General features: G+C 46.7%; 19 protein-coding genes. 17 read left to right on the top strand and 2 right to left on the bottom strand.

Going from position 1 to position 19,835, the window contains the following annotated elements; all coding sequences use genetic code 11:
- Positions 1-8: 8 nt before the first annotated feature.
- From MCG98_RS02530 to MCG98_RS02485, 10 genes are all read left to right on the top strand, one after another.
- A complete protein-coding gene (locus MCG98_RS02530; protein ID WP_240300302.1) occupies positions 9-1,049 on the top strand; it encodes a sugar ABC transporter substrate-binding protein in 1,041 nt (346 codons plus the stop codon).
- A 22-nt stretch (positions 1,050-1,071) separates the two neighbouring features.
- Positions 1,072-2,109 carry an alcohol dehydrogenase catalytic domain-containing protein gene (locus MCG98_RS02525; protein ID WP_240300301.1) on the top strand — a complete coding sequence of 346 codons (1,038 nt, stop codon included), beginning with the start codon at positions 1,072-1,074 and terminating at the stop codon, positions 2,107-2,109.
- A 39-nt stretch (positions 2,110-2,148) separates the two neighbouring features.
- Entirely contained in the window at positions 2,149-3,294 is a 1,146-nt protein-coding gene (locus MCG98_RS02520) for a Gfo/Idh/MocA family oxidoreductase (RefSeq protein ID WP_240300300.1), read from the top strand.
- A 100-nt stretch (positions 3,295-3,394) separates the two neighbouring features.
- Positions 3,395-4,897, top strand: a complete 1,503-nt coding sequence (locus tag MCG98_RS02515) for a sugar ABC transporter ATP-binding protein (protein WP_240300299.1) — start codon at positions 3,395-3,397, stop codon at positions 4,895-4,897.
- Positions 4,894-5,886 (top strand): ABC transporter permease, encoded by a 993-nt coding sequence (locus MCG98_RS02510; RefSeq protein WP_240300298.1) that lies wholly within the window; start codon positions 4,894-4,896, stop codon positions 5,884-5,886. The genes MCG98_RS02515 and MCG98_RS02510 overlap by 4 nt, the downstream gene beginning before the upstream one ends.
- A 76-nt stretch (positions 5,887-5,962) precedes the next feature.
- Complete coding sequence (locus MCG98_RS02505; protein WP_345891612.1) at positions 5,963-6,472, top strand: ATP-binding cassette domain-containing protein; 510 nt, start codon at positions 5,963-5,965, stop codon at positions 6,470-6,472.
- A 9-nt stretch (positions 6,473-6,481) separates the two neighbouring features.
- Positions 6,482-6,934 (top strand): hypothetical protein, encoded by a 453-nt coding sequence (locus MCG98_RS02500; protein WP_240300297.1) that lies wholly within the window; start codon positions 6,482-6,484, stop codon positions 6,932-6,934.
- Positions 6,935-6,980: 46 nt separating this feature from the next.
- Entirely contained in the window at positions 6,981-8,087 is a 1,107-nt protein-coding gene (locus MCG98_RS02495; protein ID WP_240300296.1) for a DUF2974 domain-containing protein, read from the top strand.
- Between the two features lie 114 nt (positions 8,088-8,201).
- Entirely contained in the window at positions 8,202-8,651 is a 450-nt protein-coding gene (locus MCG98_RS02490) for a MarR family transcriptional regulator (protein ID WP_240300295.1), read from the top strand.
- Positions 8,652-8,656: 5 nt separating this feature from the next.
- Positions 8,657-9,421 carry a sulfite exporter TauE/SafE family protein gene (locus MCG98_RS02485; protein ID WP_240300294.1) on the top strand — a complete coding sequence of 255 codons (765 nt, stop codon included), beginning with the start codon at positions 8,657-8,659 and terminating at the stop codon, positions 9,419-9,421.
- 80 nt (positions 9,422-9,501) lie between these two features.
- On the opposite strand, the gene MCG98_RS02480 is transcribed toward MCG98_RS02485, so the two are convergent.
- Together MCG98_RS02480 and MCG98_RS02475 are read right to left on the bottom strand one after the other, a co-directional pair.
- Positions 9,502-10,641 (bottom strand): sugar ABC transporter substrate-binding protein, encoded by a 1,140-nt coding sequence (locus MCG98_RS02480; RefSeq protein WP_240286286.1) that lies wholly within the window; start codon positions 10,639-10,641, stop codon positions 9,502-9,504.
- Between the two features lie 23 nt (positions 10,642-10,664).
- A complete protein-coding gene (locus MCG98_RS02475; protein WP_240286288.1) occupies positions 10,665-12,005 on the bottom strand; it encodes a trimethylamine methyltransferase family protein in 1,341 nt (446 codons plus the stop codon).
- A gap of 496 nt (positions 12,006-12,501) precedes the next feature.
- On the opposite strand from MCG98_RS02475, the gene MCG98_RS02470 reads away from it, so the two are divergent.
- The 7 genes from MCG98_RS02470 (at position 12,502) to MCG98_RS02440 (ending at position 19,834) form a co-directional block, all read left to right on the top strand.
- Positions 12,502-13,617 (top strand): sugar ABC transporter substrate-binding protein, encoded by a 1,116-nt coding sequence (locus MCG98_RS02470; protein ID WP_240286290.1) that lies wholly within the window; start codon positions 12,502-12,504, stop codon positions 13,615-13,617.
- 52 nt (positions 13,618-13,669) lie between these two features.
- Positions 13,670-14,788, top strand: coding sequence for a sugar ABC transporter substrate-binding protein (locus MCG98_RS02465; RefSeq protein ID WP_240286293.1), 1,119 nt, complete (start codon positions 13,670-13,672; stop codon positions 14,786-14,788).
- Between the two features lie 19 nt (positions 14,789-14,807).
- Positions 14,808-15,668, top strand: a complete 861-nt coding sequence (locus MCG98_RS02460; protein WP_240300292.1) for a sugar phosphate isomerase/epimerase — start codon at positions 14,808-14,810, stop codon at positions 15,666-15,668.
- A gap of 23 nt (positions 15,669-15,691) precedes the next feature.
- Positions 15,692-17,179 (top strand): sugar ABC transporter ATP-binding protein, encoded by a 1,488-nt coding sequence (locus MCG98_RS02455; RefSeq protein WP_240300290.1) that lies wholly within the window; start codon positions 15,692-15,694, stop codon positions 17,177-17,179.
- Positions 17,176-18,129 carry an ABC transporter permease gene (locus tag MCG98_RS02450; RefSeq protein ID WP_240286296.1) on the top strand — a complete coding sequence of 318 codons (954 nt, stop codon included), beginning with the start codon at positions 17,176-17,178 and terminating at the stop codon, positions 18,127-18,129. The genes MCG98_RS02455 and MCG98_RS02450 overlap by 4 nt, the downstream gene beginning before the upstream one ends.
- A gap of 13 nt (positions 18,130-18,142) precedes the next feature.
- The gene (locus tag MCG98_RS02445; RefSeq protein WP_240286298.1) at positions 18,143-19,105 is read left to right on the top strand and encodes an ABC transporter permease; all 963 of its coding nucleotides are present in this window, start codon (positions 18,143-18,145) and stop codon (positions 19,103-19,105) included.
- Between the two features lie 90 nt (positions 19,106-19,195).
- Positions 19,196-19,834, top strand: a complete 639-nt coding sequence (locus MCG98_RS02440) for an SGNH/GDSL hydrolase family protein (RefSeq protein WP_240300289.1) — start codon at positions 19,196-19,198, stop codon at positions 19,832-19,834.
- Position 19,835: the final 1 nt, after the last annotated feature.

Raw genomic sequence — 19,835 nt, 5'->3', positions numbered from 1 at the left:
GTAGCAACATGAAAACGAAGGTATTGGCAGTAGTACTGACAGGTGCAATGCTGGCAGGGTGTATGGCTGGATGTGCCAGCTCCACAAATGAGAAAGCTTCAGAAGCATCGGAGTCGGCAGTGGCAGCAGAAGTAGAGACGGCAGGTGAAAAAGACGGGGCGGCTTCAGGAAAAAAGATCAGTGTCATCCTCAAAACAACGGCCGCAGAATACTGGCAGTATGTACAGGCAGGCTGTGAGGCATATGCAGAAAAAGCAGGTGTAACAGTAGAGATAAAAGGAGCAAGTTCCGAAACTGCATACGATGAGCAGCTGAATATGATTGAGACGGATGTGAACTCCGGTGCATATGACGCAATTGTCATTGCACCGCTGCAGTCAGACCAGGTTATCACTCAGATTAATGGGACGAAGTTACCGATCATCGCGCTGGACACTGATATTGATGCGCCGGAGGTCCTTTCTTTTGTCGGAACAGGAAATGAAGCTGCGGCACAACTTGGAGCGGAAGCGGCTGTTGAAGCGGCAAAAGCGGCTGGCTGGGATGAAATTAAGGCGATTGATATTGCCGGTGTACAGGGAGATTCTACAAATACAGCTCGTATGACTGGTTATCAGAAGGGTATTGAGGCTGCAGGCGGAGAATTTTTGGCTGACGAGACGCAGTATGCAGATGCTGTGGCAGATAAAGCTGTCAACAGTATGGAAGCGATCATGCAGAATCATCCTGAAGGGATTGCCATTATCTGTGCCAATAATGATGATATGGTTATGGCTGCAGCCCGCACCGCAAAAGATAACCCGGCATATGAAAATACAATCTGGCTGGGATTCAACGGTGACCGTGCGGCGTGTGAAGCAATTCTGGCAGGGGAAGAGACAATGTCTGTCGTGCAGGATGCCTATGGAATGGGATACAAAGCAGTTGAGGCAGCAGTTCAGGCATTAGGCGGACAGAAGCTGGATGAGTTTATCGATTCGGGTTCCTGGGTAATCGATAAGTCCAATGCGCAGGAGAGACTGGATGATTTGAAGGGTCTGTTAGATTAATTAATAAAATGAGGAGCTTATTATGGATCGTAAAATAATGAAGGCGGCAGTCTTTGAGGGGAACGGAGTGTTGTCACTGAAAGAAGTTCCGGTTCCGGAAATTATAAAAGAGGATGATGTGCTGCTGCAGGTGGAAGCAGTGAGTATATGTGGAAGTGATCTGCATATTTTGAATGTACCTCCGGGACAGTACGGCAGGCCTGGCACAATTATGGGTCATGAGTTTGTGGCCTATGTACGGGAGGTCGGCGAAGCGGTTTCCACAGTTCAGGCAGGTGACCGGGTTGTCGTTGAACCAAATATTCAATGCGGGGTATGCCCGGAATGTAAAAGTGGTCATGGAAATCTGTGCAGAAATGCACAGAATACGGGACAGTGGCGTGATGGAGGCTTTGCCGGATATTGTGTGCTGCCGGAAAAACAACTGCATCTTGTTCCAAAAGAATTACCTGCAAAGGCAGCCGCACTGGCTGAACCGCTTGCGTGTGTCATGAATGGCATTATGAAGCTTGCGCCGATGCCTCATGAAAAGATTGTGTTATTTGGCGCAGGGGCGATCGGACTGATTTTTCTTCGGGTATTGAAACGGTTTGGCATACGTCACATTGCAGTCGGTGAGATGGATCCTGTTCGCCGTCAGGAGGCAGAAAATCTTGGAGCATCTTATGTGTTTAATCCCGGAGAACAAAATTGGATGCAAAAACTGGAAGAGCAGTGGGGAACTCTTGCGGATGCAGTAATTGATGCGGTAGGGGCAGGAACAGTACTTGAGCATGCAGTAGATATCGTAAAATGTGGCGGCAGGATTCTGATCTTTGGCCAGAATATGACCCAGCATTCCACGATACAGCCCGGAAATATTAATAGAAAAGAGATTACAGTTATGGCGAGTCTAAGCACAAAATTCAGCTTTCCTCCGGCGATTGAGCTGCTGAACGATCCAGTGCTTGGATTGGAACAGATTGTAACACATGAACTTTCGCTGAGCGAAATTGAAAAGGGATTGCAGCTGATGCGGAACAAACAGGCGCAAAAAGTGGTTCTGTATCCCCAGGAATAACAAACTAAAAAGATACAGCCAATAAATGAGGTGACAGATATGGAAAAAAAATTGCGTTTTGGAATGGTTGGCGGAGGTAACGGCGGTAATATAGGTAATAGTCACCGCCGCGGAGCTGCGATGGATAATCTGGCAGTTCTGTCTGCAGGGTGCTTTACAAGAAATGCAAAATGTAATCAGGAAGACGGTGTATTTTGGGGAGTTGAGCCGGAGCGGATTTACGGAAGTTATCAGGAAATGGCGGAAAAGGAAGCAGCCAGGACGGATGGTATCGATTTTGTCAGTGTCGTGACGCCAAATGCGACCCATTACGAGATTACTAAATGTTTTTTAGAGCATGGCATCAATGTAGTGTGCGAAAAACCGTTCACCCTGGAGGTAAGTCAGGCTGAGGAACTGCAGGCTTTGGCAGTCAAAAAAGGGCTGGAAGTGTGTGTGACTTATACATATGCCCACTATCCGATTATGCGGGAGTGCAGGAAGCTGATTGAGACCGGTGTAATAGGCCGTGTCATTGATGTGGTCGCGGAATATCCGCAGGACTGGATGATCTTGGGATTAAACAGTGAAGAAGATAATTTTACCGCATGGATTGGTGATCCAAAGAAGTCGGGGAATTCCAATGTTACGGCAGCAATGGGGGTCCATTTGTATTATCTGATCCATGCGATGACAGGTCTTAAAATAAAACAGGTATTGTCTGATTTCGGTTATTATCCACAGGATGCACCCCTGGAAACGACTGCACGCATTTTAATGGATTTTAATAACGGAGTTCATGGGCTGTGCTGGACAAGCAATGTAGCAATTGGTCATGATTGCACCATAGAGCTGAAAATCTACGGGGAGAAAGGAGCCATCCAGTGGTCTCATGAAGATCCTACTCATCTTCGGGTATCCATGTTAGGGGGACCGGTGCAGATCTATGCCGCAAATCGTGAATACTTATGTGAGGAGAGCCGTGAAATGTCGAGAATACCGGCAGGGCACCCTGAAGGATTTTACGAAGCTTTTGCCAATATTTATCATGAATTCTGCCGACATCTGCTGGATAAAAAGAATCAGTGTGCTGCTTCTCGTGCCTCTTATTTCTATCCACATGCAGAAGACGGGGTGGAGGGGGTTCGATTTGTACAGGCCTGTGTAAAAAGTCAAAAAGAAGGAAATATCTGGATCAGCATGTAATAAACAGAAGATATACGGCAGAAACGTGTTAAATGTGTAAAGTATCCTAATTGGCGTTATGCTGTTGTTAAGGATGCTTTTTTGAAAAGGGTGGGTGTCTATGAGTGAATATGTAGTAGAATTGAAGAATTGCCGAAAGACATTTCCAGGTGTCGTAGCGCTCGATAAGATGCAGTTGGCTGTTAAACCTGGAGAGATTTTGGGGTTGATTGGAGAAAACGGTGCAGGAAAATCCACGCTGATTAAGGTTTTGACAGGTGTACATTGTCCCGATGCAGGTGAGATTTATGTAGAGGGCCGGTTAAAGAGCTTTAAGAATCCGAACGACTCGGCAGCAGCAGGCATTGCCTGTGTGTATCAGGAGCTGAATATTGAGAAATTACTGAGTATTACAGATAATATTTTTATCAACAAATGGATCAAAGGTCCTACAGGGCTGCTGGATTATAAAACCATGCATAAAAAAACAAGAGAGGTTATGGCGTCCCTTGGACAGGATGTAGATCCGGAAAAGGCCGCAGGCACACTTGGTATGGGGGTACAGCAGATGATCGAGATTGCGAAGGCAATTCTGATTGATGCAAAAATGATTATTATGGATGAGCCAACCTCCTCTCTCGGCGAAAATGAAGTGAAACAGTTAATGGAAACCTGCCGTAATTTAAAAGCCAGAGGTATTGGCATTGTCTTTGTATCGCACAAACTGGAAGAACTGTTTGAGCTGTGCGACCGTGTAACGGTTATCCGTGACGGGCAGTATGTGGATACCAGAGATATCAAAGACTGGACCAGTGATTCGCTGATTGCTGCCATGGTGGGACGGACACTGGATAATTTGTTTCCCAAGGAATTTGGGAAAAAGGGTGAAGTTATGCTGGAGGTTCAGCATCTGAAAGAGGGGGGCATTCTGGATGATGTCAGTTTTAAAGCATACGGCGGGGAGATTCTTGGATTTGCCGGTTTGGTAGGAGCTGGCCGGACGGAGACCATGCGTGCTATATTTGGAGCGGATCCACTGGATGACGGAAAGATATTTGTCCACGGCAAAGAAGTGAATATCAAGAGTCCGGGGCATGCGATCAAAGCAGGAATTGCGTTCCTCACGGAAGATCGAAAAGGCCAGGGGCTGGTATTACAGGAGTCTATCCGTACGAACGTGTTTTTGGCAAACGTCAAAGGTTTCAGCAAAGGGGTGTTTCTGGACGACAAAAAAATCGATGAGATATGTGCAGAGAATATCGAGTCGCTTCGTATCAAGACACCGTCCCCGGATGAGCGGGTTGGACAACTGTCCGGCGGCAATCAGCAGAAGGTCGTTCTTGGAAAATGGATTAATGCTGACTGTGATATCTATATCTTTGATGAGCCAACCCGTGGGATTGACGTAGGCGCCAAAATTGAAGTATACAAGGTGATGAACAGTCTGGTAAAGGAAGGAAAATGTGTGATCATGATTTCCTCCGAGCTTCCGGAAATCCTTGGCATGAGTGACCGTGTGGTCGTCATGCGCGGAGGAAGAGTTATGGGAGAGGTGGAAAGAGATACGGATCATTTTAATCAGGAAAGTCTGATGAAGGCTGCCTGGGGAGGTAAGTTATCATGAACAAAACAAAAAAAGCGAGCGGCTTAATGTCTTATGCAGGTACCTTTGGAGCATTTATTATTCTCTGTGTTATCCTGGCAGTAGCAAGCAATAATTTTTTGAGCTACAGTAACTTTATGTCAATTTTGAAACAGACATCCTTTAATGCACTATTATCCACGGGGATGCTGTTCTGCCTGATTACCGCGGGTATCGATCTTTCGGTTGGTGCAAATGCAACCTTCTGTGCCTGTTTCATGGGCATGCTGGTAAAAATGGGAATGACAAATTCTTTTATTATGATCGTTGTTGGACTTCTGGCAGGTACGCTGATTGGATTCATCAACGGCACCCTTCTTACCAGGCTGCATCTGCCGCATCCCTTTGTTTCGACCCTGGGAATGAAAAATTTTCTGTGGGGATTTGCCCTTCTGGTAACAGGATCTCAAATGATTGGAAATTTTCCAAAAGGAGTACAGGCACTGGGGGCAAATACTATCAGTGGATTTCCGATAAGTTTTCTTGTAGTTGTAGTGATCTATATAATCCTGCATATTTTACTTACGAGAACTGCGCTTGGCCGTTCCGTTTACTGTGCAGGAGGAAACATGGAGGCAACCAGACTTTCCGGTATTAATTCTGCAAATGTACTGACTTTCTGTTATGCGCTCTCTGGATTCATGGCAGCTCTCGCAGGTATCATATCTATTGGGCGTTCCGGTATTTGTAATGGAGCCAATGCCATACAACCTTATGATACAGATGCCATCGCAGCCTGTGTTATCGGCGGTGCTTCATTTATGGGCGGTAAAGGCACCATGCTGGGTACCATGATTGGCGCACTGATTATTGCAACTCTGAGGAATGGGTTCACCCTTCTGTCTATTGATTCTGCGGTACAGAATATGGTGCTTGGTCTGGTAATTATTCTGGCAGTATTGCTTGATGTAATTCGCGAGCAGATGGAAACAAAACGCCGCCGTTTAGAAGCTGCAAGACAGCAGGCTTAATTAAGATTGAACAAAAATGCGGGTTTATCACAGGGTACTTCTTCAGGAAGTACCCTTTTTTATTGGAAAGATTTGGATGTTGTATACCTTACTGAAGCCGACAGCGGGCAGGATTACGTATGATGGGGAAGATCTTTTTGCAGATTATTTACAATACATTGCCCTGATTAAAGGACCTTATCCTGCTGTAGCCAGGAGATGGGTGCAGGAGCTGCTGAGTCAGGTCGGGCTTTTAAAAGTACAGCATAAAAAAATAAAGAAACTTTCAGGCGGGATGAAGCGTAGTGCGGGAATCGCACAGGCGATACTGAATGATCCCCGTATCTTGATTCTGGACGAACCGACAGCCGGGCTTGACCCCAATGAAAGGATTCGTTTCCAAAATCTCATCAGCGAGTTGTCGGAGGAGCGACTGGTACTGCTGTCCACCCATATTGTGTCCGACGTGGAGTATATTGTCAATGAAGTTTTGTTGATGCAAGACGGCCAGATCGCCCATTCGGGAACACAGGAAGAGATTCTAAGAGATGTTCCTGTACGAGTGTGGACATGTACCGTTTCCAGGGTGGAAGCCGACGCGGTTTGAGATAAAAAAGTGCTTGCCAGGACAAGCAGTAAAATTGCCGTATTGCTGTTGCTTCTTCTGACAGGTAGTGTCTGCCGTTTTGCTACAGGCAAAGTTGAATATGTAAATGAACAAGGGGATACCGAGACGGGGCTTTCGGCGGAAAGAATACGTCAGGTAATTGAAGAAAATGACAGGATTAACCTTTCAGAGGAATATCAGTCGGAGGATGAACAAAAGAACAATATCGCTTACTGTAAAATGCAGGGATTTTACGACATTCGTCAGCTTCTTGTCCGTGCGTACTGTGATTTTAGAGAGTATGATTATTACCGGCCGGATTCCCTGCGCCCTGAGGATGCCGAAAGTTTTTATGGCAGGCGCACAGAACAGCTGAAAACCCTCTTGACATATGGGTATGCGGACGGATGGAAACAATTGTTTGAGTTTACTCCTATGCTTCTGCTTCCCCTGTCTCTGTGATACAATAGAGCTGTCGGGATAAGTATCATTTAATAAGGGGGATGTTATGGGAAATATCATAGACTATATTAACTGGAGGGGAGATCTGACTTTTGGACAGTCAAAATTTAATGAGGTAGATAATCTTATTCTCGCCTGTCTCTCCTATGTGAACCTGGATGGGATTGACAGAATACTACCGGGAAAAAGGGCTTCTCTGCAGGATGTTTCGGAGTTGTTTTTCTCCATGCATACGGAAAATGAGCTGAAAAAGGATAAATCATTTCTCCGTTTAATGCCTTATATGATGCGGGAGATGGCCAAAAGTGCGAGATTTCAAAATGCTGAGATTGGAAATTATGTAAATGAGGTTGTGACAGAGAAGGAACAGCAATTTTCGGCACTGGAAATCCGGTTAGATGACGGGACCACCTATATTTCTTATCGGGGAACAGACGGAACAATCATTGGCTGGAAAGAAGATTTTAATCTGAGCAATGGGATTGTCCCTGCACAGAGGAGAGCGGCGGAATATCTGGACGAGTGCGCCGGCGGAAGCGAACGAGCACTACGCATTGGCGGTCATTCCAAAGGCGGCAATCTGGCTGTATATGCTACTTCGAAATGCAGGACGGAGATACAGGAGAATATCATCGCGGTGTACGACAATGACGGACCGGGATTTACCAGGGAACTGACAGTGGACCAGGGGTTTCAAAAAATAAAGTCCAGGGTATGCCGTATCATTCCGGAGTGTTCGATTATCGGCATGCTGCTTTGTCAGGAAAAAGAACCGGTTATCGTCAACAGTTCACAGAGAGGAATCCTGCAGCATGATGGCCTGTCCTGGGAGGTTATGGGACCTTCGTTTGTGCGGTGTGCGGCACTGAACAAAAGGGCAGTGATCTTTAACGATACCCTGCAGAAATGGATTGAGAATATGGATACGAAGCAGAAAGACAAGTTCATAGACGATTTGTTTTCTGTATTTGAAGTTACGGGGGCACAGACCTTTTCACAGCTGCAAAACGGCGGAATTAAAAATGTAAAAGCAATGCTGAGGCGTATCGATGAACTGGAACCGAACAGTAAAAAGATCGTGCAGGAACTCATATATCAACTGTTCTCGCACTGGTCAGAATTTATCTTTGTAAAAGAGGGAGAGGACCGCTGAGGCGGTCCTTTTATGATGTCGTTTCTGACAAAATCGTAGTTTTTAATTGACATATAAAAAGCAGAAGGATATAATTATAACGGTTATAAATATAACTAAAAGGAGAAACCGATTATGAGATGGAATATCATAATGTATGCCAATCGCTTTAAACGGATGTACAGTCTGGCCTTTCAGCCGCTGTCTGAAAAATATAGGCTGAATCAGCTGGAAATTGATATTCTGCTGTTCCTGCATAATAATCCTGAGTACAATACGGCCCGGGATATCGTGGAAAAACGTGGTTTCGCAAAATCCAATGTGTCAAATGCCATAGAGGCATTACGTAAAAAGGGATATCTTGTGTCAGAGCTGGATACCAAAATCCGTAAGATACACAGACTTTATCTGAAGCAGGAGGTACTTGCACGGATTGAAGAACTTGCGGAATGGCAGGAGTATCTATTTGCAGAGATGATGAAAGGCTTTACAAAAAAAGAGTATGAGCAACTGCGTTCTTTTATGGAACGCATTGACGGCAATGTCGAGAAATTGCTGGAACAGTTTGAAAGGAGAAGAGAATAGGGCTTATGTATCAGTTTATGATTTGCTTTATCGCCGGCATCGGTGCAGGTCTCGGAACCGGATTTGCCGGAATGAGTGCGGCGGCGGTCATCAGTCCGATGCTGATCACCTTCCTGGGAATGGAGCCGTATCTGGCGGTGGGAGTAGCACTGGCAAGCGATGTCTGTGCCAGCGCTGTATCTGCTTACACTTACGGAAAACATAAAAATCTGGATATCAGAAATGGTCTTGTGATGATGGTCACCGTCCTTTGCTTTACGCTGGTCGGAAGCTATGCCTCCAGCCTGGTGCCGAGCACGGCGATGGGAGGATTCTCAACGGTTATGACACTTTTGCTGGGAATCAAATTCATCGTACGGCCCGTCATGACAACCAGAAGCAGTATGGAACAGACAACGAAAAAGAAGCGCTTTATCCAGTCCGTGTTGTGCGGTGCCGTCGTGGGATTTATCTGCGGTTTTGTAGGGGCAGGAGGCGGTATGATGATGCTTCTGCTTCTGACCAGCGTCCTGGGATACGAGCTGAAGACGGCTGTGGGAACCAGTGTATTTATCATGACATTTACAGCGTTTACCGGAGCGGCGGGTCATTTTGCCATAGGCGGCGCACCGGATATGAAGAGTCTGGTTTTCTGTGTGCTGAGCACACTGTTATGGGCAAGGATCGCCGCCAAGTTTGCGAACAAGGCGTCACCGGTTGTTCTGAACCGGGTAACGGGAGTTGTACTTACTGTGCTGGGAATAGCCATTCTGGCAGTAAATTATCTGTAGGGGGACCCTGATACTTCAGGCATTTTCGGATTCATAATTTATCCGAAAATGCCTTTTATTGTATCGAGGACTTCGTCAATTTACGGAATCGCTGACTTAAAGTTATCTGCGTTTTCCTGTGTAATACAAATATTAGGGGTTGCCATATTTTTATCAAGTTTATCAGAGTCGCCATTCAGATATGCAAGTGTTGCCAGAGTCTGGATGACAGTATTAGTCTCAAAGTCCTGCATGGAAGTTCCTTTGAACGGTCCTCCGGCCGCAATGGCATCCAGAGCGGCCTGCACTCCGTCGACAGATACAAATACAATATCTTCCGCCCGCCCGGCTGTTTCAGCGGCCTGGATGCATGTTGCTGTTCCGATATCCCACTGGCAGAATACGCCGTCTATGTCAGGATATTTTGACAGGTAAGATTCCATCACACTCATAGCTTCCGCGGTGGACCAGCTCAGACAGCCCTGTTCTTCGAGAATTTCAAACTCTGGATATTGAGATAAAACTGCTTTAAATCCGCGGGAACGGTCAATCTGACAAGTCTCACCCGGATTGCCGTTTACCATTACGATTTTACCCCCTTCCGGCATCTGATTGATCAGGATTGAAGCTGCCTGCTGTGCAGCAGTGACATCATTTGGTCCTACAAAGAGATCGTAGCACTCGGCATCCGAAACAGGATTCTGAATATTGACGACAACCAGCCCGGCATCCTTGGCGGCCTTCAGGGCACCGAGCTGTGAAGTTGCGTCAATGGGAGTTACGATCAGTGCGTCACACTTCTGAGTCACGGCGTTGTTAATATCACTGGTCTGTTTCTGCGGGTCGCCCTGCGCGTCGTAAGTGACCAGCTCAAATCCGTATTCTTCGGAAAGTTCCTCCATCTTAGTAGTCATATACGCGAGTGACAGAGTAGAGTTGTTAAGGCTGGACCAGCCGATTTTCCACGGAGTGCCGTCTTCTTTGGTTCCACGCGTATTGGCATTCGCTGGCACGAAATCGGTAACTACCGTAGAACTGTTGAATTCACTGATATCAACAGCATCAAGAACAAGTTCGGACGTGCCGTCATCAGAGTCCGAAGGTGTACCGGCTGCCGGTTCCGCTGTCTGTTTTTCGGGTGTTGATGGTTTTCCAGTACTTTCATTATTTTTGACACAACCCGTGAGAAGTGTGGCAGATAAAGTAAGTGATAATAAAATACTCATTAGTTTATGTTTCATGCGTTTCCCCTCCGCAATCATTATTATTTTACTGTATTGTTTAAAACGTTTCCGATCATTTCCTGAACTTCCTGGCGCATGGTTTTTGCCCCTTTGGCTTCCCAGGCAGCATATGCATCGCGGTCCATGAAGCGAGGTGTCCACAGTTCGTCGTGGAAGTTCTCGAAAGTGTGGTCTTTATCCAGGAAGTTACCGCTGATCCCAACATGGTTAAGAAGGTCGATGGCAAGTGATTCATCATTGACGCGGATACCCTGGCGCATTCGGCGTACATATCCAATAAATTCATCGGCCATTGCACACATTTCTATGGAACTCAATTTACCGGATTCCAGATAACCTGCATCATATACAATGTCAGCGTGTACAAAGTTGGGCATAAAGGTTGACATCATCAGTTCTGCGATAGAGTATTCATCGATTGTTTTTCCCTGCGTACAGCATCCGTTTGTCCATGCCGGGATATGTAATGCTCGTGTGATTTGGACAAAAGCAGCGTTTCCGAGAATATATTCCGGTGTACCCACGGCAAATGTACCTCGCTTCATATCCAGAATTCCGATGCAGGCACCCAGGGCAACCGGACAGCCCGGATTGTTCAGCTGGGCGATCACAAGGGCTGTCAACTCTTCTGCAAGACAGAGAGTCAGTGCACCTGCTGTTGTGACAGGGGCGGTTGCACCAAGTGAGACTGCAGAGTTAAAGCAGAATGGCATATTGTTTTCAGACTCCCACAGAATTTTTTCCAGGGTTTCTTTTGGAAAGACATAAGGGCTGCATGGCTCAAGCAGTGTAAATATAAATGGCTTTTCGCGCAGGTTATCCATACCGCCGATTTCGTCTGCTGCAATTTTATAAACTTCTTTCATATTCTCAAGATTGTGGGCAACAAATGCGATCGGCTTTGTGGTGATCTCCATCAGCGCGCGGAATGACTCGGGAGTAGCCCGGTCATAGTCAAGTTCTGTCGGAGTACCAAACGGGCATACAAAGTCAATATTATCAAGATTGTTGATGACTTTGGCGGCATCGCGTGTGTCCTGAAGAGTAAACGCACGTTTTTTGTTTGTCTTATAATCGAGACAGCTGGTTGCCACATCAGCTGTTCCGTAGTATGTATTGCCCTTGCCGATCTGCATTCGTTCTAACCCGTCTTTGTCAAAGATACTCCATTTGGCCGGTGTCGTTTCGATTGCGCGTTTCGTAACCTGAGCCGGTATCCTGACAACATCACCGTCAACACAACATCCGGCTTTCTCCAGCAAAGTTCTTGCCTCCGGCAGACAGATTTGGATACCAGCGGTTTCCATCAGATGAATACCTTTTTCAATGATACAATTGATTTCATGATTGTTCAGTAACATAAAAAGTCCTCCTTTTGTTCTGATAATAACTTGTAAAACTGATGATAATCAGTAAAAATAAAAAAGTCAATTATTTAAAAAGACTATGCGGAGAATTTACACAAAGGTGCAGAAAAATTATACACTGCAGTATATAATACAAAACGCACAAATTATGCGCCTGGTTTTTGGGAAATATCATGGTTTTGCACAAAGCAAGTGTAAAAATTGTTGACAGGGAAAAACTTTTGTCCTATATTTTAATTATAATTATTAAAGATAAAATAAAAAGTAAAAATAAAATAACGCAAAGAAGTATGCTTTTGCAGACTGACTCAGAGAGACCAGGATGCATTGTATAAAATATGGAGGATCAGGAGGGGCAGAAGACGAAATACGCATCTGTAAAATGTGATCATAGCCGGCTAGCTGTTTTACAGATGATGTTAAGTCCGAAGTGATGTCTGATACTGCCAGGTAACCAAAAAGGGTGAGAAAAGAAAAAGGAGTAATGTATATGAAACAGAGAAAAGTGATCAGTATTCTGTTAACGGCGGCGATGGTTGTAACGATGGCTACCGGCTGTGTAAAACAAGAGACGGTCGAAGGAGAAACGGCAGCTGTTTCGGAGAAAGAAAATGCGGATGCTGATACTGCCACAGATTTCGTACTGGAACCCGTAGACATTAAAGAGTATGGTGCAGCTCCGAATATCACAGATTTCGTGCCGGAAGATGCTGACACAAGTGGAACGAAAGAAGACGGAACGCCATGGAAGATTGCATGGTCCAGTCTTTCAAATGCTGAAGAATCACTGGCGCACATGACAGAGCTGATGGAAGGCATGTCAGAAGAAATGGGCTTTGAACTGGTGACTTTTGATGCCCAGGCTGATCCACAGAAGCAGACCAGTGACATTAACAATGCGATTTCTCAGGGGTGTGATGCACTGATTGTTGCTCCCATAGATTCCAGTTCTCAAAACAGTGTTATGAAGAAGGCAAAAGATGCAGGTATGGTGGTATTGAATGTTCAGAATACGGTTACAGACGAAGAAAGCTATGATCATTATATAGGGCCGGATGATACAGCAGCGGCACAGCAGGCAGCCTCTCTTCTGATGAATGCATTACCGGACGGCGGAAAAATCGTAATGGTTGAGGGAAATCCGGGGGAAACCTGTCAGATCAATAGAACAAAGGGATTTAAAGCCGTGATATCACAATATCCTGAATATGAACTTCTGGAAGAACAGGGATGCCTGAACTGGTCCACGGCGGAGTGTATGAGTGTGATGGAGTCCTATCTGTCAAAATATCCTGAGATTGACGGTGTGTTCTGTCAGTGGGATATCGGCTGTGGTACCTGTATCCAGGCGGCAGAGGGAGCAGGCCGGGCAGATGATATCGTCTTCGTATCAGTGGATGGAACGCAGGCCGGGCTGGATGCGGTTGCAGAAGGTGGATGCTGGAAGGGACTTTCCATGCAGGACTTTAATACGAACTCTCAGATCCAGGTGCTTGCAGCTCTGGCATCGCTGAACGGGGACGGAGATAAAGTTGAGAAAATGCTGTATACGCCAAATATCTGTATCACAGAGGAAAATGCAAAAAACTTTAATGCAGGTTGGTAATCCGATTTACAGGCAGTATGCCGATAAGTATAGACTCGGAGGATATAAGAAGATGATAAGAAAAGTCCTGAATATGTTTATATTGGGAACTATGGTTCTGGGATTGTTTACAGGATGTGCAAAATCTAATGACGCCACAGACAGTGAAATAAAAGGCGTGGATGCCGAGGCGGAAGGGGATTCTGAAATTACGGGAAAATACGAAAACCTAGATCCGCTCGACCTCTCAACTTACATGGAGGAGCCGGTGGTGGCAGATTATGTGCCGGAAGAATGCAATCTAAGCGGTACGAAAGAGGATGGAACACCATGGAAAATTGCATGGTGCTCGGCGGGGCTTGAGGAGGAATCCAACACTTACATGACTACGATTATGGAGGGACTGGCCGAAAAGTATGGTTTTGAGATGCGAACGTTTGATGCCCAATTCGATCCTCAAAAACAAACCGGAGATGTGAACAGTGCCATCACGCAGGGTTTTGATGCGGTGATTGTTCATCCTATCGATACTAACTCTCAAAATGCCGTCATGAAAAAGGCGAGGGACAGCGGACTGTTTGTGATCGTTGCACAGTGCGAAGTGGACGATCCTGAGTGCTACGACATGTATGTGGGTCCCAACGATACGGAAGCTGGCCAGATGGCCGCGTCCCTGCTTCTGGATATGATGCCGGACGGCGGAAAACTCGTATGTGTGGAAGGAAATCCGGGCTCAACACCTCAGATTAACAGGGCCAAAGGATTTATGGGGGTAATGCAGCAGTATTCGGAATTTGAAATTCTGGAAGCACAGGGAGCTCTGAACTGGTCCGCTGGAGAAGCCATGAATATCATGGAATCTTATATGTCCAAGTATCCGGATATTGATGGTGTGTTCTGTCAGTGGGATATCGGAACTGCCGCCTGCATTCAGGCAGCGGATGGCGTAAACCAGACGGAGGATATGATCTTCGTATCCGTCGACGGCGTACAGGCAGCGCTTGATTCCATCGAGACGGGCGGGGCTTTTAAGGGAACCGCCATGCAGGATTTTGCAGTGGTTACTGAAGCACATACGCTGGCAGCTCTTGCGGCGTTGAACGGGGATGCGGATAAAATGGAAAAAGAGTGTTATATACCGTTTGTCTGTGTGACGGAAGAAAACGCATCCAATTTTGAAGTTGGCTGGTAAACAGGTTGGGGAGGGAAACATGAAAATCTGTTTTAATGAAGGCTGCAGTGCTCTCTGCAACTACCACAGCGTCATGAAAGATCTGGAATACTGCGAAAAATACGGATTCGATTATATTGATCTTCAGGAGAGCTGTCTGAACCCCGATCTGGAAGCAGGTGCATGTACGCTGGAGGAACTGGGGGCATGGTTTGCAGAGCACAATCTGAAAATGTACTCTTACAACGCACTGGAAGATTTTAATATGAGACGGACAATTGCCGAACAGGACCGGGTTCTGGCACATCTGAAGGAAATCATCCGCAGGTGCAATATTCTGGGGTGTGATCTGGTTGTTCTCTGTCCGTCCGGGAATCTGAATGTGGATGCCACGATTCCCGAGATACATAAAGATACTGTCGATATGCTTCAAAGAATGCTGGCCATAGCGGAACCTCATAAAATCAGGCTGGCATTGGAATTCTGCGGTTTTCCGGGAATGTCAATTAATCGTTTTCGGGAGGCGTACGCCATCGTGCAGGAGATAGACTCTCCTCTTCTGGGAATTACCATGGACCAGGCTCATTTTCACTCCATGGCGTCTGACTGGGAGTCGCTTAAAGAGGCGGATGGAAGAAAGATATTCACCTGGCATTTGAATGATCTGGAGAATGTACCGTGTGGTGCCGCCTACAATGATGTCACGAAGCGGTTGTTTCCGGGCGATCCGAGAGGATGTATGGACCATGCGCGTTATGCCGGGGTATTGAAAAGAATCGGATATCAGGGAGCCTGCTCCATAGAAGTTTTTCGTCCGGAATATTACAGGCTGGAGCAGGAGGAAAACGTCCGCCTGGCAGCAAAAGCGATAAAAGAGCATATCAGGAAATATGTGAACTGACGAAGTTATCTGGAGGTGAGAATATGGAACAAAAAGTTATGCTTTCCGTACAGCATATAACAAAAAGATTTGGAAATGTTACGGCACTCGATGATGTGTCGTTCGATATCTATGAGGGCCAGGTACATGGCCTTGTGGGTGAAAACGGTGCCGGCAAGTCAACACTGATGAAAATCTTGTCAGGTGTTCATAAGAAAGATGAAGGGACCGTATTTTTTGATGGAAAAGAAATGCAGATCAAGAGACCGCTGGATTCCCTGGAGATGGGACTCTCCATTATCTACCAGGAGTTCAATCTGATTGAGTCCATGTCCGTGGGCGAGAATATTTTTCTCAACCGTTTCCGTGAGGTGGGAGGCATGAAGAAAACCCACAGAGAAGCACGTGCACTGCTGGACAGTATCGGAAGTACGATCGACACCCATACGCCGGTGGAGGATTTGTCCGTATCTGAAAAACAGATGGTCGAGATCTGCAAGGCACTGTCTTTTCATTCAAAACTGATCATTATGGACGAGCCCAGTACCACGCTGACAAATGAAGAGATGAAGCGCCTGATCTCGATCATCAATGATCTTCGATCCAAGGGAATCACGATTATCTATATCAGCCATAAACTGGATGAAATTTTTGAGCTGTGTGACCGTGTGACAATCATGCGTGATGGTCATGTCATTGATACAAAGAGTACAACTGAGATGGGCCGCGCGGAGATGATTGCCAAGATGGTTGGCCGGACAATTGAAAATGAATACCCTCCGCGGGCGCAGAAAGTGGGCGAGACTATTCTTGAAGTCAGAAATCTGAATACCAGGAAGCTTCATGACATCAGCTTTACAGCCAGAAAAGGAGAAATCCTCGGTCTGGTGGGACTGGTGGGAGCAGGAAGAACCGAGACGGTTCGTGCGATATTCGGTGCGGACAGATTACATAGCGGTGAGGTGTGGCTGGAAGGAAAAAAGCTGGATATCAAAAGCCCGCTGGATGCGAAAAATTATGGCCTTGGTTTTGTCCCGGAAGAGAGAAAGGGTCAGGGGCTTCTCCTGAACTTTGACATTGCCACCAATATTTCCATGGCGGCATTCGACCATTTTACGGACAAAGGCGTGCTCAATAAACAGAAGGAAAAGGAGATTGTTGAGAAGCAGATCAAAGCGCTGGGTGTGAAAACACCGGGAGCGGGAGAAAAGATAGGAAACCTGTCCGGAGGAAATCAGCAGAAGTGCCTGATTGCAAGATGGCTGGAACTCAACCCCAAAGTTCTGATCATGGATGAACCAACCCGGGGAATCGATGTGGGGGCCAAATATGAGATATATGTGTTAATGAAACAGATTGCGGAGGCAGGGGGGACGATCATTATGATCTCTTCAGAGCTTCCGGAGGTATTGAATATGAGCAACCGGGTCTATGTACTGTGTGACGGCCGGGTAGCCGGTGAGTTTGATCCGGCTGAGGTAACTGATACACATGTTATGGCAGTGGCACTGGGAGAGGAGGGAACAAAGTGAAGGGAGACAAGAAGCAATTCATAGGAAAACTCATCAACGAGTATCTGTTGTTGGTAGCCATCATTATTTTAACTGTGTACACCATCATCGTACAGCCGGCATTCCTGAATTCAGGAAATCTGTTAAGCCTGGTCCGTTCTTTTGTGCCTCTGGCGTTTGTGTCTATCGGTATGACGCTGATCGTCATCGGCGGGTATATCGATTTGTCGGTTGCCGGTCTTTTTTCCATGATGTCCATCCTGGCAAGCATGCTTTCCAACCGTTTCGGACCGGTTTCTCTGCTGCTGATCCTGTTGGCAGGACTTCTCTGCGGCGCAGTCAGTGCGCTGATTCTGATCATATGCGGAGCAAGAAACAGTTCGGACGCATTATTTATTACGTTCGGTATGCAGACCGTATTTAATGCACTGGCGCTGCTGCTGAACGGCGGACTGGCGGTGACACTTGAGCAGACGCCGTTCACCCGATTTCTCGGAGCAGGCAATTTCCTGGGGATTCCCATGGTTCTGCTCCTGTTTATCATAGCGGTGGTGATTCTGCAGTTTTTAATGAAGAAGATGCCGGTCGGAAGATCCGTTCATCTGGTGGGTGGGAACCCTACAGCAGCAGAACTGTGCGGCATCAAGCCGAGCAAGGTGATCCTGCTGTCTTTCAGCGTGACGGGTGCCATGACGGCTTTGGGAGCATATCTGCTTCTCTGCCGTGTGGGAACAGCCATTCCTACGGTCGGCAAGAACTATGAGACAAATGCAATCCTGGCTGTCTGTATCGGAGGAACCAGTCTCTCAGGCGGTAAGGGAAGTGTTCTGAATACGGTACTTGGTGTTATGCTGGTGACGATCATGTCCAATGCTCTGAATATACTGGGAATTGACGCCAACATGCAGAGTGTGTGGAAGGGTGTTATCCTGATTCTGGCGATCTGGATCGACAGCCGCAGAAAGGTCTGAAGGAGGTGTGATTATGAATTATTCCGTACAATTAAAGAAAACGCTGAAGACGCTTACAAAACAAAAAGCATTTCTCGCAGTCGTCGTTATCTGTGTGCTGATGTCTGCGTTTAACCGGTACTTCCTGACAGCACAAAACCTGTCTTCACTGCTGCTGCAGGTCACCATACTGTGGATCATGGCGTTTGGCGTTACGTTCTGTATTATATCCGGTGAATGTGATTTGTCGCTGGGAGCCAATATGTGCATCAGTGGTATTATCGTCATTAAACTTCTGCCGTATCTTCAGATCTGGGCGATTTTGATCGTGGTACTGCTGGCAGGTGCGGCGGTCGGTGCAGTCAATGCATTTATCAGTGTCAATCAGGGGGCAAACTCATTTATCGTGACTCTCGGTATGATGATGTTGCTGAAAGGCATCTGTCTGGTAATGACCGACGGGGCCCCGATATCCGGAACCAGTAAAGCGTTTGCGGCTTTTGGAACAGGGAGTGTTCTGGGCGTATATAATATCACCTGGGTTGCGGCTTTACTGTTTGTGATTTCCCTTTGGGTTATGAAGCGTACCGAGTTTGGCCGCAACTGTTATGCGGTGGGATACAGCAAGGATGTGGCAGCATATTCCGGAGTCGCTGTAAAACGTCATCTTTGGATTACGTTCATCATCTCGGCCTGCAGTGCGGCGCTGGCGGGATTCTGTCTGTCTGCGGAGCTGAACTCCGGTTCGGCTGCCTATGGTGACAACACTGCGCTTCTGATTAACTGCGGTGTCGTTGTGGGCGGTACGCCGTTTAACGGGGGTTACGGAGGCATGGTGCAGTCACTGATCGGTGTGTTCCTGTTTGGTCTGCTGGAAAATGTTATGAATCTGCTGGCAGTTACGCCGTATATGCAGATGCTGATCCGCGGTATTTTAATTGTTCTGGTTATTGGCATGGACTGCTATGCACGAAAGAAAAAACGTGAAGACGTGTAAAATATACGGATTCTGCTTTGAATGATGTATCTTCAGGGTGGACACCGGGGGCACGGGGGTCCGCCTTTTGAGGTATGAAGAGGTGTTATTATGAAACATATATTGTGTTACGGCGATTCCAATACCTGGGGTTACATCCCGGGCAAAGGGGGCCGGTATTCCAGAGACATCCGCTGGCCCGGCCGTTTGGAAAAATATCTGGGGGCCGGATATCATGTGGTGGAAGAGGGGCTTTGCGGAAGGACAACATCTTATCAGATTCCGCTGGAACCTTTCAGAAATGGATTCGAGGCGTTTCCTATGATTATGGAAAGTGCGGCAGATGCAGATCTTGTTGTTCTTATGCTTGGGACAAATGACCGAAGAACACAGATTTGTGCATCACCGCAGGAGAGCGCCCTGGCGATCGGGCGTTATCTGCAGTTTATCAATGTACCCACGCTCTGGTCCGGTGAAAGTGCGCCGGAGGTCCTGCTGATCTCTCCTCCGGTGATTGATGAGTCCGTTATGGAAAAAGAAGCCGGATTTTACTATGGAAAGAAATCAGTGCTGGATTCCCGGTGTTTGGCTGAGGAATATCAGATCCTGTCCAGGCGGTATCACTGTGCTTTTTTAGATGCTGCAAAAGTATGCAGTGCAAGCCCGGAAGATGGTGTACACCTGGACGAGCAGGGACATCAGAGACTTGCACAGGCGGTGTCCTGGAAAATTCAGAAAATCATTCCATAAG

The organism is Ruminococcus sp. OA3, from assembly GCF_022440845.1.
Lineage (GTDB): Bacteria > Bacillota > Clostridia > Lachnospirales > Lachnospiraceae > Ruminococcus_G.
This window is presented reverse-complemented; position numbering and strand designations above follow the sequence as displayed.

Bases quoted from the DNA above. Each gene is read 5' to 3' on its own strand.
- MCG98_RS02465 (WP_240286293.1), top strand. From the start codon at position 13,670: ATGATAAGAAAAGTCCTGAATATGTTTATATTGGGAACTATGGTTCTG.
- MCG98_RS02480 (WP_240286286.1), bottom strand. From the start codon at position 10,641: ATGAAACATAAACTAATGAGTATTTTATTATCACTTACTTTATCTGCC.
- MCG98_RS02510 (WP_240300298.1), top strand. From the start codon at position 4,894: ATGAACAAAACAAAAAAAGCGAGCGGCTTAATGTCTTATGCAGGTACC.
- MCG98_RS02475 (WP_240286288.1), bottom strand. From the start codon at position 12,005: ATGTTACTGAACAATCATGAAATCAATTGTATCATTGAAAAAGGTATT.
- MCG98_RS02455 (WP_240300290.1), top strand. From the start codon at position 15,692: ATGGAACAAAAAGTTATGCTTTCCGTACAGCATATAACAAAAAGATTT.
- MCG98_RS02440 (WP_240300289.1), top strand. From the start codon at position 19,196: ATGAAACATATATTGTGTTACGGCGATTCCAATACCTGGGGTTACATC.
- MCG98_RS02515 (WP_240300299.1), top strand. From the start codon at position 3,395: ATGAGTGAATATGTAGTAGAATTGAAGAATTGCCGAAAGACATTTCCA.
- MCG98_RS02470 (WP_240286290.1), top strand. From the start codon at position 12,502: ATGAAACAGAGAAAAGTGATCAGTATTCTGTTAACGGCGGCGATGGTT.
- MCG98_RS02525 (WP_240300301.1), top strand. From the start codon at position 1,072: ATGGATCGTAAAATAATGAAGGCGGCAGTCTTTGAGGGGAACGGAGTG.
- MCG98_RS02520 (WP_240300300.1), top strand. From the start codon at position 2,149: ATGGAAAAAAAATTGCGTTTTGGAATGGTTGGCGGAGGTAACGGCGGT.
- MCG98_RS02485 (WP_240300294.1), top strand. From the start codon at position 8,657: ATGTATCAGTTTATGATTTGCTTTATCGCCGGCATCGGTGCAGGTCTC.
- MCG98_RS02495 (WP_240300296.1), top strand. From the start codon at position 6,981: ATGGGAAATATCATAGACTATATTAACTGGAGGGGAGATCTGACTTTT.
- MCG98_RS02490 (WP_240300295.1), top strand. From the start codon at position 8,202: ATGAGATGGAATATCATAATGTATGCCAATCGCTTTAAACGGATGTAC.
- MCG98_RS02530 (WP_240300302.1), top strand. From the start codon at position 9: ATGAAAACGAAGGTATTGGCAGTAGTACTGACAGGTGCAATGCTGGCA.
- MCG98_RS02445 (WP_240286298.1), top strand. From the start codon at position 18,143: ATGAATTATTCCGTACAATTAAAGAAAACGCTGAAGACGCTTACAAAA.
- MCG98_RS02460 (WP_240300292.1), top strand. From the start codon at position 14,808: ATGAAAATCTGTTTTAATGAAGGCTGCAGTGCTCTCTGCAACTACCAC.
- MCG98_RS02505 (WP_345891612.1), top strand. From the start codon at position 5,963: ATGTTGTATACCTTACTGAAGCCGACAGCGGGCAGGATTACGTATGAT.